Source organism: Lysinibacillus sp. TE18511 (assembly GCF_054062295.1).
In genome coordinates, this window is sequence record NZ_JBSSFD010000050.1 from 1 (window position 1) to 13,341 (window position 13,341).

General features: G+C 38.0%; 14 protein-coding genes. 5 read left to right on the forward strand and 9 right to left on the reverse strand.

The window, feature by feature from the left end:
• Positions 1–313: 313 nt before the first annotated feature.
• Positions 314–1,207, reverse strand: coding sequence for a nucleotidyltransferase-like protein (locus tag ACVWXS_RS23000; protein ID WP_456960312.1), 894 nt, complete (start codon positions 1,205–1,207; stop codon positions 314–316).
• Between the two features lie 81 nt (positions 1,208–1,288).
• Here ACVWXS_RS23000 and ACVWXS_RS23005 point away from each other — a divergent pair, with 81 nt between their 5' ends.
• Positions 1,289–1,456: a hypothetical protein gene (locus tag ACVWXS_RS23005; RefSeq protein WP_456960313.1), complete on the forward strand. Its 168-nt coding sequence runs from the start codon at positions 1,289–1,291 to the stop codon at positions 1,454–1,456.
• 30 nt (positions 1,457–1,486) lie between these two features.
• Positions 1,487–1,837: a YgzB family protein gene (locus ACVWXS_RS23010; protein ID WP_068986618.1), complete on the forward strand. Its 351-nt coding sequence runs from the start codon at positions 1,487–1,489 to the stop codon at positions 1,835–1,837.
• 27 nt (positions 1,838–1,864) lie between these two features.
• Here the strand turns inward: ACVWXS_RS23010 and perR are convergent, their stop codons facing one another.
• The 3 genes from perR to bcp all read right to left on the reverse strand — a co-directional run bounded on the left by perR (position 1,865) and on the right by bcp (position 3,929).
• Entirely contained in the window at positions 1,865–2,305 is a 441-nt protein-coding gene (gene perR / locus ACVWXS_RS23015; protein WP_068986619.1) for a peroxide-responsive transcriptional repressor PerR, read from the reverse strand.
• 206 nt (positions 2,306–2,511) lie between these two features.
• Positions 2,512–3,456, reverse strand: coding sequence for a D-2-hydroxyacid dehydrogenase (locus ACVWXS_RS23020; protein WP_456960314.1), 945 nt, complete (start codon positions 3,454–3,456; stop codon positions 2,512–2,514).
• The gene (gene bcp, locus ACVWXS_RS23025) at positions 3,453–3,929 is read right to left on the reverse strand and encodes a thioredoxin-dependent thiol peroxidase (protein ID WP_456960315.1); all 477 of its coding nucleotides are present in this window, start codon (positions 3,927–3,929) and stop codon (positions 3,453–3,455) included. The genes ACVWXS_RS23020 and bcp overlap by 4 nt, the downstream gene beginning before the upstream one ends.
• A 131-nt stretch (positions 3,930–4,060) precedes the next feature.
• Here bcp and ACVWXS_RS23030 point away from each other — a divergent pair, with 131 nt between their 5' ends.
• Positions 4,061–5,347 (forward strand): glutamate-1-semialdehyde 2,1-aminomutase, encoded by a 1,287-nt coding sequence (locus ACVWXS_RS23030; RefSeq protein ID WP_456960316.1) that lies wholly within the window; start codon positions 4,061–4,063, stop codon positions 5,345–5,347.
• A 277-nt stretch (positions 5,348–5,624) separates the two neighbouring features.
• Positions 5,625–6,713: an FUSC family protein gene (locus ACVWXS_RS23035; protein ID WP_423490362.1), complete on the forward strand. Its 1,089-nt coding sequence runs from the start codon at positions 5,625–5,627 to the stop codon at positions 6,711–6,713.
• 62 nt (positions 6,714–6,775) lie between these two features.
• On the opposite strand, the gene nikC is transcribed toward ACVWXS_RS23035, so the two are convergent.
• The 5 genes from nikC to ACVWXS_RS23060 form a co-directional block, all read right to left on the reverse strand.
• The gene (gene nikC, locus ACVWXS_RS23040; protein ID WP_374965252.1) at positions 6,776–7,669 is read right to left on the reverse strand and encodes a nickel transporter permease; all 894 of its coding nucleotides are present in this window, start codon (positions 7,667–7,669) and stop codon (positions 6,776–6,778) included.
• Between the two features lie 15 nt (positions 7,670–7,684).
• Positions 7,685–8,689: an ABC transporter permease gene (locus ACVWXS_RS23045; RefSeq protein ID WP_368638238.1), complete on the reverse strand. Its 1,005-nt coding sequence runs from the start codon at positions 8,687–8,689 to the stop codon at positions 7,685–7,687.
• Between the two features lie 233 nt (positions 8,690–8,922).
• Positions 8,923–10,539 carry an ABC transporter substrate-binding protein gene (locus ACVWXS_RS23050; RefSeq protein ID WP_456960317.1) on the reverse strand — a complete coding sequence of 539 codons (1,617 nt, stop codon included), beginning with the start codon at positions 10,537–10,539 and terminating at the stop codon, positions 8,923–8,925.
• Positions 10,540–10,560: 21 nt separating this feature from the next.
• The gene (locus ACVWXS_RS23055; RefSeq protein ID WP_423490366.1) at positions 10,561–11,550 is read right to left on the reverse strand and encodes an ABC transporter ATP-binding protein; all 990 of its coding nucleotides are present in this window, start codon (positions 11,548–11,550) and stop codon (positions 10,561–10,563) included.
• Complete coding sequence (locus ACVWXS_RS23060) at positions 11,525–12,538, reverse strand: ABC transporter ATP-binding protein (RefSeq protein ID WP_402988305.1); 1,014 nt, start codon at positions 12,536–12,538, stop codon at positions 11,525–11,527. Before ACVWXS_RS23060 ends, ACVWXS_RS23055 begins: the two co-directional genes overlap by 26 nt.
• 425 nt (positions 12,539–12,963) lie before the next feature.
• On the opposite strand from ACVWXS_RS23060, the gene ACVWXS_RS23065 reads away from it, so the two are divergent.
• A complete protein-coding gene (locus tag ACVWXS_RS23065) occupies positions 12,964–13,335 on the forward strand; it encodes a hypothetical protein (RefSeq protein ID WP_456960318.1) in 372 nt (123 codons plus the stop codon).
• Positions 13,336–13,341 lie beyond the last annotated feature (6 nt).

Sequence of the window (13,341 nt, forward strand, 5' to 3'; positions counted from 1 at the left end):
CATCATGTTTGATGTCCAAAATTTTGTTTCGTTCACTAACTCAAGGTTAGCTACTAAAAACTTTATTGATTACGTTTTGCTTGTTCAGTTTTCAAAGTTCATTTTTCATCGCTCGTTTTCGGCGACTTCTTTATATTAACATCTCACTCAAATCATGTCAACAACTTTTTTAAAAAAGTTTTTTCTTCATTTCGTTGAGTTATTTTGTTATGTCTTAGCGACAATTAATATAATACAATATCGATATATTAGTCGTCAACAACTTTTTCAAAAAAATATCGAGGTATTTTTTTATACCTCGATATTTAGCATACTACAGTCCTTGCTCCATTTCTAGAGCTTCTTTATTTACCTTATAATGACGGTGGAATATCATTTCGCTTTTCGCAACGATAGGTTCAATTTGAATATAGCCTTTATCCACTAAATATTCTATAAACACTTCTAAATCCACTGAATAATTCATAAGCTCACCATGGTCGTGCAATTCCTGAATCGTCCAACTTTCTTTTGCTTGCATTACTTCTAAAATATGTTGAGCGCCGTCTCGAGTACGAGAATGTATTAAAAACTCACTTGCTAAAAACAATAACTCTAATCGTTTTTCAATCGGCTCATTACTCGTTACAAGCTCCTCATATAACTTATAAATCGCCGGCTCGATTTTTTTCACTTGTGCCCAAACAGTTACTTCCGGATAAAGTCCACTATCAATAATGGATAAACGCCCTAAATGATGTAACGAATCTACTACATGATTATAAGCATCAAGATAACTACCCTTATCAAAGTACTCTTTCCCTTCTAAGTAACGTCGAATTAATTTTGAGAATTGAATACCCGTTTTAATTTTACGACCGCTAAACGGAAATTCCTGTAATTCAATTTTTAATTTATGAAGAAATTCATTACGATCAAATAATACTCTACCAAAGAAAATCCAATCGACCACTTTTTTATTTGAGCCAATTAGTAACCATTTTCGTATTATTTTCTCACTAACAGTATGTAAAGCTACTTTATTCCCTTCATATACGTAATGTTTCGTAAAGACTGGCTTTTCCGCTTCTTTTACAATAATAAGTAAGATTGTATCAAAAGTATCTGTAACATTACTTTGTTCCTCACGTTTTTCCACTAAAATAACGCCTAATGTATTCGACTGACTTGCACGTTCCTGGTATATCGGACGTAAAACTTGCTCCATGTTCAGCCCTCCTCTATTTGCTTATAACCTTTTATCTTCATTCAGCGGATGTCACGGATTTTCAAATTCCTTACGCATAGTTTGTCTGCAGCGAAAGCGATAGCGGCAAATGTTTTCTGTGCGAAAGCGCAGCGACAGCAACAATTACGCCAAGGTGAAATCGATTTCGTTAAAATTTCGACATACTCTAAAAGTATTCCTTCTTTCTATACTCCCAAAGCTAAAATACTTTGTTCTTATATGTTATAGTAGATTTTAGATTGGGAGGCAAGATGATAAATGAAACCTTACAAAAGTAAAATTAATAAAATCCGTTCATTCGCATTAGCACTTATTTTTATCGGCTTTGTAGTTATGTATGGGGGAATCTTCTTTAAAAACAGTCCTATTCTAGTATTAATTTTCATGTCCCTTGGTGTACTTTGTATTATTGGTAGTACAGTCGTATATGCATGGATTGGTCTTCTCTCAGCACGAGCTGTTCAAGTAGAATGTCCTAATTGCCATAAGCACACAAAAGTATTAGGCCGTGTAGATATGTGTATGTACTGCAATGAACCATTAACGCTGGATCCAACTCTAGAAGGAAAAGAGTTCGACCAATCTTATAATAAGCCAAAAAAATCCTAGCCCTTATATAAGAGCTAGGATTTTTCATTACACCTTTGCAGATTCATCTTTACACGATGGACAAGTACCGTAAATCTCTAAACGATGCGAATGCACATCATAGCCTGTTACTTGTGATGCAAAATGTTCAATTTCATCGAGACCAGGGTAATGGAAATCGACTATTTTCCCACAGCATTCACAAATCATATGATAATGATCATTTGTAATGAAATCAAAGCGACTTGAAGCATCACCAAATGTTAGTTCTTTCACTAAACCAACTTCACGGAATACGCGAAGATTATTATAGACAGTCGCTACACTCATATTCGGGAATTTCCCTTCAAGTGCTTTATAAATTTCATCCGCCGTTGGATGTGCCATAGATTGAATTAAATATTCTAAAATCGCATGACGCTGAGGAGTAATACGTACACCAGTTGTTTTTAACGTGTCAAGTGCATCCTGTAAATGCGTTGCAGACATCGTCATGCACCTCTTTCATAAATATTATTACTTTATAATAGTTATAAATAGTGTATCGAATTAGACTTACTTCTGTCAACATTCGTACATTTTCTAAATCAATAACATTTAAATATATAGGGACATACGATATCTATTGCTTAATACATTACTGGCCCCATTTTGCAATATATTGATAAATGCTAAAAAACGATTCGTATACCGCTTCAATAGCCTCTTGATAAATCCATTACATTTTCTAAATCTGTTTCACCACGTAACCACTTCTCTAAACTTGGCTTAAAAATCTCTAAGCTACGTTCAACATATCGGGATGAGTGACTTGAAATATGTGGAGATACAATAACATTCGGTAAAGTCCATAAAGGATGATTAGTAGTTAAAGGTTCTTGTTCAAATACATCTAAAACAGCATAACCAATTTCACCTGATTGAATAGCATGAACCAGAACGTTATCCTCTACTAAGTTTCCACGACCAAAATTCATAAATATAGCATCATTTTTCATCGCTTTAAAATGTTTTTCTTTCAATAAATGTGTAGTTTCTGCTGTTTTAGGTAATACAGAAATGACAATATCAGCTTTTGGTAGAGCTTGGATTAATCGGTCAAAGCTCACCATGTCATTCATATAAGCCGCTTCTTTCCCTGAACGGTTACAGCCAATTGTCGTAACACCAAAAGCTTGCAATAAACGACCTACTTCCGAGCCGATTGCTCCTGGCCCTAAAATAAGTGCTGTACTATCACGCAGTTCGGTTAGTTTCGCTTTTTTTGACCATTCGCTTTTCTTTTGCTGCTCATACATCCAAGGCAGTGCACGCTTAATCGCTAAAATATGGGCAAGCATTGATTCTGCCATTGGTGTTTTATGAATGCCACGTACATTTGAAACTAAAATCCCTCGTTCAACAATGGCTTGAGCTGGCATTTTTTCTATTCCCGCTGAAGCTACAAAAATCCACTTAAGATTTGTGGCATACTGAATATTTTCATCATTTAAATCTTCACCATATGTTACAAGCACATCTGCTTTTTGTAACTCATCGTTTGATAAACCATTTTCAAAAATAAAATCAACTTGTGGAAATTGTGCTACCAGTGGTTCGCGTAAGTCTGGTCTTGGTTCAAATGTAAAATATATTCTCATTGCTTTGCCTCCCATTCTGTTAAATATGTATATACTTCTTCTATATGATTTTTCACACGTACTTTACGCCAAGCCTTTACCAAATTTCCTTCTATATCAATTAAAAATGTTGAACGTTCTATCCCCATATATTCACGTCCATACATTTTCTTCAGCACCCATACTCCATACGCCTCTGCCACTGCATGATCTTCATCCACTAATAATGAAAATGGTAATCCGTGCTTATCTATAAATTTGGTATGCTTTTTTGCATCGTCAGGACTAATGCCAAGTACAACTGCATTTAATTGACTAAAATCTTCATGCTTATCACGGAAGTCACATGCCTCCGTCGTACAGCCTGGTGTCATATCTTTAGGATAAAAATATAAAATAACATTTTGTCCCTTACAATCCGCTAACTTTACAATTTCTCCTTTTTCATTCACAAGGGAAAAATCTGGTACTTTTTTTCCTTCTATTAAAGTCATATCAATCTCCTCCTCTGTATGATTCATTTTACTCTAAGAAACAAAACAAGTCATATTCCTTAATTTCTTTGGATTTCTTGCACTGATAGGTCTACAATAGATGAAGTATAAAGATTTAGGAGGCAATATATATGAATCACACAAAATCTGAGGCAGTACACGCAGAAGCGCTACAGCATATCGTTGGTGGTGTAAATAGCCCTTCTCGTTCTTATAAAGCAGTTGGCGGAGGCTCACCTGTTGCCATGGTCCGTGGGAAAGGTGCTTATTTTTGGGATGTTGATGGCAACCGTTATATCGACTATCTAGCAGCTTACGGCCCTATCGTTACTGGTCACGGTCATCCACATATCGCAAAAGCAATTACAAACGCTGCTGAAAACGGCACTTTATTTGGTACTCCAACTGAATACGAGGTTACTTTTGCAAAAATGCTAAAAGAAGCAATTCCATCAATGGATAAAGTACGCTTTAATAACTCTGGTACAGAAGCAGTCATGACAACAATACGTGTCGCGCGTGCTTATACTGGTCGCACAAAAGTTATGAAATTTGCTGGCTGTTATCACGGTCACTTTGACTTAGTATTAGTAGCGGCCGGTTCTGGTCCTGCAACTTTAGGTACCCCAGACTCAGCAGGTGTTACAACTTCAACAGCAGAGGAAGTAATTACTGTACCATTTAATAATCCTGAAGCATTTACAGAAGCTATGGATAAATGGGGCGATCAAATTGCCGCTATCTTAATAGAGCCTATCGTTGGAAACTTCGGTATTGTAGAACCAAACCCAGGCTTCCTAGAATTAGTTCATGCAACAGCCAAGGAAAAAGGCGCATTAACAATTTACGATGAAGTGATTACTGCATTCCGCTTCCACTATGGTGGTGCTCAAAACTTATTAGGCTTAACACCTGACCTTACTGCACTTGGTAAAGTAATCGGCGGTGGTTTACCAATCGGTGCATATGGTGGCCGCAAAGAAATTATGGATACAGTTGCTCCACTTGGTCCTGCCTATCAAGCAGGTACAATGGCTGGAAACCCCGCATCCATGCAGGCTGGTATTGCCTGCCTAGAAGTATTACAAACGCCAGGTATTTATGATGAAATGGACCGTCTTGGCGGCATTTTAGAGGAAGGCATCTTGGCTGCCGCGCAAAAACATGATGTAACAATTACTGTTAATCGTCTTAAAGGGGCTCTTACAATTTACTTTACAGATGTGAACGTAGAAAACTATGAGCAGGCCGAAAACTCAGACGGCGAAATCTTTGGTCGCTTCTTTAAATTAATGCTTGAACAAGGCGTTAATTTAGCTCCATCGAAATATGAGGCATGGTTCCTAACAATAGCGCATACAGAAGCAGATATTCTTGAAACAATTAAAGCAGTAGATAACGCATTTTCTCAATTGTAACAAAGGCGCAAAAACGTCTGTTCAACAGTTGCTTTCAAGCTGAAAGGGGCACTTTTGCCTCATCGTGAATAGAGCAATTTAGTGTTGACGAAAACAGCGTATTAGATTAACTACAACTATAAATGAAAGGCGGCTCTCCTAAGAGTCGTCTTTTTCATTTAAATGACATATAAATCTATGTATTTTATGAACACTTCCTTCTATAATGTAAAGAAGCATCAATTATGCCTCGGCATAAAGAAGTTAAAATTTTAGACAGAAAGGACATCCATTTTCTATGAAATTAGGTGCCCGTGTATTTAAAACTGGTGTAGCCATTGTGTTCGCACTATTTATTGCTGAGTTGCTAGAGTTACCTTCACCTGTTTTTGCTGGGATTGCAGCTATCTTTGCGATTCAGCCATCTATTTATCGCTCCTATCAAACGATCGTTGAGCAAGTACAGGCCAATATTATCGGAGCTACCATCGCGGTCATTTTCGGCTTGCTTTTTGGTCACCATGTAGTAGCAGTTGGCATTGCAGTCATTACTGCTATTGGCTTAATGTTAAAATTTAAACTTGAAAAATCGTTGTCTCTAGCACTTGTCACAGTTGTAGCAATTATGGAGATTCAAGGAGATGACTTCCTTACATTTGGCTTTATTCGCTTTATTACCATTTTAGTTGGGGTGTTAGCAGCATTTGTCGTCAACCTATTCTTCCTGCCACCAAAATATGAAGTAAAGCTTTTCCGTAAAATTTACTTTTTACAGGATGATATAATTCGCTGGACGAGACTTGCTGTACGTCAGGCATCTGAACATACGTCTACAAAAGAAGCATTAAGCAAATTTAAGAATCGTATGCAACGAGTTGATACACTGTATGATTTTTATAAGGAAGAGCGTAATTACTTAAAAAATAAAAAGTATGTAAAAGCACGTAAATTAGTTGTTTATCGCCAAATGATCACAACGTCAAAGAAAAGCTTGGAGCTGCTTCAGCGTCTTCATAATCATGAAAACGAATTAGCACAGCTACCAACACAATTTCATCTAATGATTCAAGAGCGGCTTGATTTCCTGCTAACTTACCATGAGCAGCTACTGTTAAAATATACTGGGAAATTAAAGCCCGAACATTCAGAGTGGAGTAAAAACATCGATTATGTTCAGCGCAATGAGTTAATGGAAATATTCATTAAACAAATAACTTATGCACATGATGAAGGCGATACAGAATTCTCGAGCTATCACTTGCTTTATATTTTATCGCGTATTTTAGATTACGAAGAAAACCTAGAGCATTTAGATACGCTCATCGTGTCTTATCAAACTCATCATGGTCATGAAATCAATGTGGAATTTGAAGAGGAATTTATTTAATATCAAAAAACATACAAAAGGGCGAAGGGGTGGCATTATATCCATCTCTTCACCCTTTTCTATTAACTTTTCATTTTCGGATCAAGTGCATCACGCAGACCATCCCCCATTAGATTAAATCCAAGAACCGTCAACATAATAGCCAAGCCTGGGAAAATCATCGTCCACGGTGCCTTTAATAAATAGATACGTGCATCCGCAAGCATTTTCCCCCACTCTGGTGATGGTGCTTGAGCTCCTAATCCAAGGAATCCTAGTGCTGCTGCTTCAATAATCGCTGTCGCTATCGCTAGCGTTCCTTGTACGATGATTGGCGTCATTGAGTTGGGTAAAATATGCGAGAATAAGATTCGTGAATCACGCATTCCAATCGCCTTTGCTGCTACGATATATTCCTCTTCTTTAACACTCAATACTTTCGAACGAATTAAGCGTCCAAAGTTCGGTACATTAATAATAGCAATAGCAATCAATGCATTTTGTAATGATGGCCCAAGCACTGCTACTACTGCAATAGCTAGTAAAATACTAGGGAACGCTAACAAAATATCGAAAATACGCGAGATAATCGTATCAATCCATCTTCCATAATAACCCGCAATAATGCCAAGTAAACTACCTACAATAACAGAAAGAATAACAGAAAAAAAGCCTACTGATAAAGAAATACGAGTGCCATGTATGATTCTAGACAAAATATCCCGCCCAAAGTCATCAGTGCCAAACCAATGCTCACTTGACGGCGCTAATAAACGCTTCGTTAAATTTTGTTCATTAATACCTTCAGGAGCAATCATCGGACCAAACATAGCAATTAAAATGAAAAATAGTACAATGCCTGCACCTACTAGGGAAATTTTGCTCTTTTTAAAGCTACGCCAGCCTTCTCTCCAAGGACCTGACGCACGTTCACGACTTGGTGCTGCCTCTGTTTTTATATTTATCGCTCCAGTCATTATCGCATCTCCCCTCTACTTGTATTTAATCCGTGGATCGATCACTGTATACAGTAAATCCACAATCAAGTTAATCATGATAAAAATAAAAGCAATTACTAAAATACCTGATTGAATAACAGGATAATCTCGGAAGCCAATCGCATCATAAATATAACGACCAATTCCAGGCCAGCTGAAAATTGTCTCTGTTAAAATCGCACCACCAAGCAATAAGCCTGTTTGCAAACCGATTACTGTTAACACTGGAATAACTGCATTTTTCAAAGCATGTTTATACACTACAATAAACATTTTTTGTCCCTTCGCTCGTGCAGTACGTACATAGTCAGAGCGCATGACTTCAAGCATCGACGACCTAGTGATCCTCGCGATAATCGCCATCGGAATTGTCGCAAGTGCCATCCCCGGCAATACTAATCTCTTTAAAACCTCAATAAATTGATCAAAGCGTCCTTGTATAAGCGTATCCAGTAAATAAAAATGAGTAATGGAAGTTATCGGATCTCGTACATCCTCTCGTCCAGACGTAGGAAACCAGCCAAGCTGATTACTAAAGGCCCACTGTTCCATCAAACCAAGCCAGAAAACGGGCACGGACACCCCAACTAAAGCAACAACCATTGCTACATAATCAAACCACGAGTTTTGAAACCATGCCGAAATAATTCCAGCATTCACTCCAACTACCACTGCGATAATCATTGCAAATAGTGCGAGCTCAGCTGTTGCTGCTAAATATGGAATTATTTCCTCTGAAACAGGTAACTTAGTTCGTAGTGATATCCCTAAATCCCCCTGAAAAATGCCACCTAAATAACTAACATATTGCGTATACCATGGCTGATCTAATCCTAAACTTGCGTTTAATGCTTCGACCGCCTCTTTCGTTGCCTGTTGCCCTAAAATTACTTGCGCTGGGTTACCAGGGATTGCACGAATTAACATAAAGACGATAAAAGTCATTCCAAGCAAAACTGGGATTAATTGAAATACACGTCTTCCCATATAGTGAAGCATCTTCTTCACCCCTCTGTTATTTTCATAATATACTTTTGCATGAAAAGCATTGAAGTTTTTAAGCATACTGTAGAAAGGGTCAGCCTTCACCAAACAGTTTTAATGTTTAGATGATTGGTCTTTCATACAGGAAAAAATTTAGGATATAAAAAGAATCCGCGAGATTTCTACGGCTTACCCGCAGAAAAGCAAGCAGATTCTTCTAAATCCTTATTAAAATAGAATTCTACTATCTACTGCATATCTACTGCATCTAAACGGTCAGAACCTGTTGGATGTGCAATATAGTTTGTAACTTTAGTGTTCGCAGCTAAAATTGGAGTAGAGTGAGCAAGTGGAACCCATGGAGCATCCTTAGAGATAATCTCTTGAGCTTGCTTGTAATATTCATTACGCTTGTCCTCATCAATTTCAGTTTGTGCAGCCACTAATAGTTTGTGTAGTTCTTTGTTGTCATAGAACGTATAGTTGTTAGAGCCAATATTGTCAGCGTCTAATAATGTGTAAAGGAAGTTATCCGCATCTCCGTTATCGCCTGTCCAACCAAGTAAGAACGCATCCGCTTCACCGTTTTGCGCTTTTTCTAAATACGTAGCCCATTCGAAAGAAACAATTTTAGATTTTATGCCAACATCCTCTAAGTTCTTTTGAATAGCTTCCGCTACTTTTTTACCGTCAGGCATGTATGGACGTGGAACTGGCATAGCCCATAGCTCAATTTCTTTTCCATCATAACCAGCCTCAGCTAATAATGCTTTTGCTTTTTCTGGATTATACTCATAACCTTCAACCTCATCGTTGTAGCCCGCGATTACTGGAGGCATCGGATTTTTCGCTGGCTCCGCTAAGCCTTCAAAGAATGCATCTACTAATGCTTGTTTATCAATTGCATAGTTTACTGCTTGACGAACTTTCACGTTATCAAATGGTGGACGAGTTACCGTTAATCCAAGATAACCAACATTCATAGATGGACGTTCGATTAATTGTAATTGTTCATTGGATTCGATTGAAGCTTTATCAGACGGGCTTAGACCATCTGCAATATCAATATTGCCTGCCGTTAAATCATTTAATCGTGCAGAGTTATCTGGAATTGAACGATAAATAACTTTATCTAATTTTGGTACACTATCAATATAGTAATCTGAATTTTTTTCAATAGTAATCGCATCATTGCGTACCCAGCTCACAAATTTAAATGGACCTGTACCTACTGGATTTGTAGATAATCCTTCTTCATTTGCTTCAAAAGCTGTTGGAGAAGCAATTGCAAAAGGAGACATTGCTAAATTTTTCAGGAAAGGTGCTTGTGGTTGGCTAAGCTTGAATACAACAGTATAATCGTCTTCAGCAGTTACCGATTCAATAACTTGCTTATCACCCACTACAAATTGAGAACTAAAATAAGGGTATTTGTCAGTATCTGACTTCCAACGCTCAATATTTTTAACAACTGCTTCTGCATTGAAATCAGTGCCATCATGGAACTTTACACCTTCTTGTAACTTGAATGTGTATGTTAAACCATCTTCTGACGGCTCCCATGATTTCGCTAAACCTGGTTGAATCGATACATCTCTATCACCGAAATTAACTAGTGTTTCATAAATATTAGCTGTAACTGTAAAGGACTCTCCGTCTGTAACAACAGCAGGATCTAGTGCGACAGAATCTCCACCACGACCATAGACTAATATTTTTGGTTCACCACTGCTAGCTGTATCGCCACCAGTTGAAGTATCTTTACTACCCGTATCCTTAGTATCTGAGCCACCACAAGCAGCTAAGATTGTCGAGAGAACAAGGATAAGCATTACACCCAGAGTCCAAAGCTTCTTTTTCTTCATTGATTTTCCCCCTAAGTTTTTTTATATCATTGAATGTTGGATTGCGGGATAAAGATGGCAAGCAACATAATGACCCGGCTTCACTTCTTGCATTTTTGGGACTTCTTGAGAACATTCTTCCTTTTTAAAAGGGCATCTCGTATGGAAAGTGCAACCACCTGGCGGATTTGAAGCACTTGGAATATCTCCAGAAATAATGAGCTGTTCACGTTCAAACGTAGGATCTGGAACAGGTACCGAGGATAGCAGTGCCTGTGTATAAGGGTGAAGTGGCTCAGCATATAAATCCTCACTAGCCGTAAGCTCTACTAACTTCCCTAAATACATCACACCTACACGATTACTAATATGGCGTACAACTCCTAAATCATGGGAGATAAAAATATAAGTTAACTTTAAGTCCTTTTGTAAGTTTTGCAATAAATTCAATACCTGAGCCTGTATTGATACATCGAGTGCAGACACAGGCTCGTCCGCAATAACCATACGAGGATTCGTCATAAGTGCACGGGCAATACCAATACGCTGTCTTTGACCACCACTAAATTGATGTGGGTACCGTTTCACATGGTATTCATTTAACCCTACGATTTCGAGAAGCTCTAAAACTTTTTGTTTCCGTTCCTTTGCATTGCCTATTCCATGAACAATAAGAGGCTCCTCTAATATTTTCCCAATATTATGTCTCGGGTTAAGAGAGGCATAAGGATCTTGGAAAATCATTTGAATATCTCTACGCGCTTTACGCATATCATTGTTGGATAATTCTGAAATCATTTTGCCTGCAAATTCAATTTTTCCCTCTGTTGGCTCAAGTAATCGCATTAAGAGTCGACCAGTAGTTGATTTTCCACATCCCGACTCCCCTACAATGCCTAAGGTTTCCCCTTCAAAAACTTCAAAGGAAACATCATCCACTGCCTTTACATCGCCAACCTGTGTATTAAGGATGCCTTTCCGAATCGGAAAATACTTTTTTAAGCCATCAACCTTCAATAACACTTTCGACACGTTGCTCCACCTCCTGTTTCCCTAGTAAAAAACATCTGGATTTATGCTGCTCTGCTGCTTCATATAAAGGTGGTGTTTCTTGTACACAACGATCCATCACAAATTCGCAACGCGCTGCAAAACGACAGCCTACCTGAACACTTCCTGGTTTTGGTACACTGCCCGGTATAGAGTAAAGATTGTCCTTTTTATAACGCATATCAGGTACAGATTTAATAAGTCCTTGTGTATAAGGATGCTTAGGATTAGCGAAGATCTCTTGAATAGGCGCCTCCTCTACAATCTGACCAGCATACATGACAATTACACGCTCGCATGTTTCTGCTACAACACCTAAATCATGTGTTATTAATAACACAGCTGTATTTAAACGTTTATTTAAATCTTTCATAAGCTGCAAGATTTGAGCTTGAATCGTAACATCTAATGCAGTAGTCGGTTCATCAGCAATTAATACCTTCGGATCACAGACAAGTGCCATCGCAATCATAACCCGCTGTCGCATTCCACCTGATAATTGATGAGGATAATCTTTTAATAATTCCTCAGCACGCGGTAAACCTACAAGCTTCATAATTTCTATTGCCCTTGCAAAGGCTTTCTTTTTCGACCACTTCGGATTATGAATTAAAATCGCCTCTTTTAGCTGATCCCCAATAGTAAATAAAGGATTTAAGGATGTCATAGGCTCCTGAAAAATCATCGCCACATCTTTTCCACGAATTTTCTGCATTTGTTTATCAGATAATGTCGCGAGATTTTTTCCATCTAGTAGTATGTCTCCACCCGTTATTTTTCCTGGTGGTGATGGTATTAATCCCATAATAGATAAAGAGGTGACACTTTTACCGCTTCCTGATTCCCCTACAATCCCTAAAATTTCCCCTTCATGTACAGAAAAATCAATATCATCTACGGCAGGAATTTGTCCATCATCTGTAAAAAAGGTTGTCTTTAAACCTTTTAACTCTAATAGCTTTTTCCTCATGATTAATCGCCCCATCCTACCTATATTTTTACTTAATTACATTCACTATCACTCTATTCCCTATTTTCAGATAATTCTAACCAAAAAACATTGCTCTTTCAATCATAATTATTCTGCAATTAACATAGATTTTCTACATCGTTCGAGTTTCGTATTAATAATATCTTATTAATCGATAACATTTTATAAATAAGACAAAAAAATAGCCTTCTATTTATGTTAAATAGAAGGCTATTTATAGATTATTCATCACCAAAAGATGAGGATGACATGACGCTTTGCTATTTATTTCCTCGAAGCGCCCAATCGGAACGGAAATCAACCCCAAGCTACTGTGTGGTTGAATTTCCAATAATTTTTTTTGGTCAATCATTAAATTTTGGGATGACATTTTGTTACAAACGTATGTCATGTGAATAAGTTGATTGGAGTGGAGACTGGGCGACTCCTTGGGGATCAGCGATAGAGGAACGAAGGCTAAAACCATCACGTCCTGTGATAACGCCTTCGTGACCAACATCCTGTTGCTGACGCTGCGTTTGCACTACGCTTTCGCACAGAAAACATTTGTTGCCCCGAGACCCTGCAGCGAAGCGAAGCGGCTCATCGGACGCCCCCAGGAAGCTCTGCTCTGCGCGAAAGCGAAGCGTCAGCGGCAAATGTTTTATCTGTGCGAAAGCGAAGCGACAGCGGCAAATGTTTTATCTGTGCGAAAGCGAAGCGTCAGCAACAAAGCGCCCAGTCGGAACGGAAATCAACCACACGTTATGGTGATGAGTCAGATTTTTTCTATTTAGGGTATA

Excerpts from the sequence above, each read along its gene's own strand:
- ACVWXS_RS23000 (WP_456960312.1), bottom strand. The coding sequence starts at position 1,207 with ATGGAGCAAGTTTTACGTCCGATATACCAGGAACGTGCAAGTCAGTCG.
- ACVWXS_RS23010 (WP_068986618.1), top strand. The coding sequence starts at position 1,487 with ATGAAACCTTACAAAAGTAAAATTAATAAAATCCGTTCATTCGCATTA.
- perR (WP_068986619.1), bottom strand. The coding sequence starts at position 2,305 with ATGTCTGCAACGCATTTACAGGATGCACTTGACACGTTAAAAACAACT.
- ACVWXS_RS23020 (WP_456960314.1), bottom strand. The coding sequence starts at position 3,456 with ATGAGAATATATTTTACATTTGAACCAAGACCAGACTTACGCGAACCA.
- bcp (WP_456960315.1), bottom strand. The coding sequence starts at position 3,929 with ATGACTTTAATAGAAGGAAAAAAAGTACCAGATTTTTCCCTTGTGAAT.
- ACVWXS_RS23030 (WP_456960316.1), top strand. The coding sequence starts at position 4,061 with ATGAATCACACAAAATCTGAGGCAGTACACGCAGAAGCGCTACAGCAT.
- ACVWXS_RS23035 (WP_423490362.1), top strand. The coding sequence starts at position 5,625 with ATGAAATTAGGTGCCCGTGTATTTAAAACTGGTGTAGCCATTGTGTTC.
- nikC (WP_374965252.1), bottom strand. The coding sequence starts at position 7,669 with ATGACTGGAGCGATAAATATAAAAACAGAGGCAGCACCAAGTCGTGAA.
- ACVWXS_RS23045 (WP_368638238.1), bottom strand. The coding sequence starts at position 8,689 with ATGCTTCACTATATGGGAAGACGTGTATTTCAATTAATCCCAGTTTTG.
- ACVWXS_RS23050 (WP_456960317.1), bottom strand. The coding sequence starts at position 10,539 with ATGAAGAAAAAGAAGCTTTGGACTCTGGGTGTAATGCTTATCCTTGTT.
- ACVWXS_RS23060 (WP_402988305.1), bottom strand. The coding sequence starts at position 12,538 with ATGAGGAAAAAGCTATTAGAGTTAAAAGGTTTAAAGACAACCTTTTTT.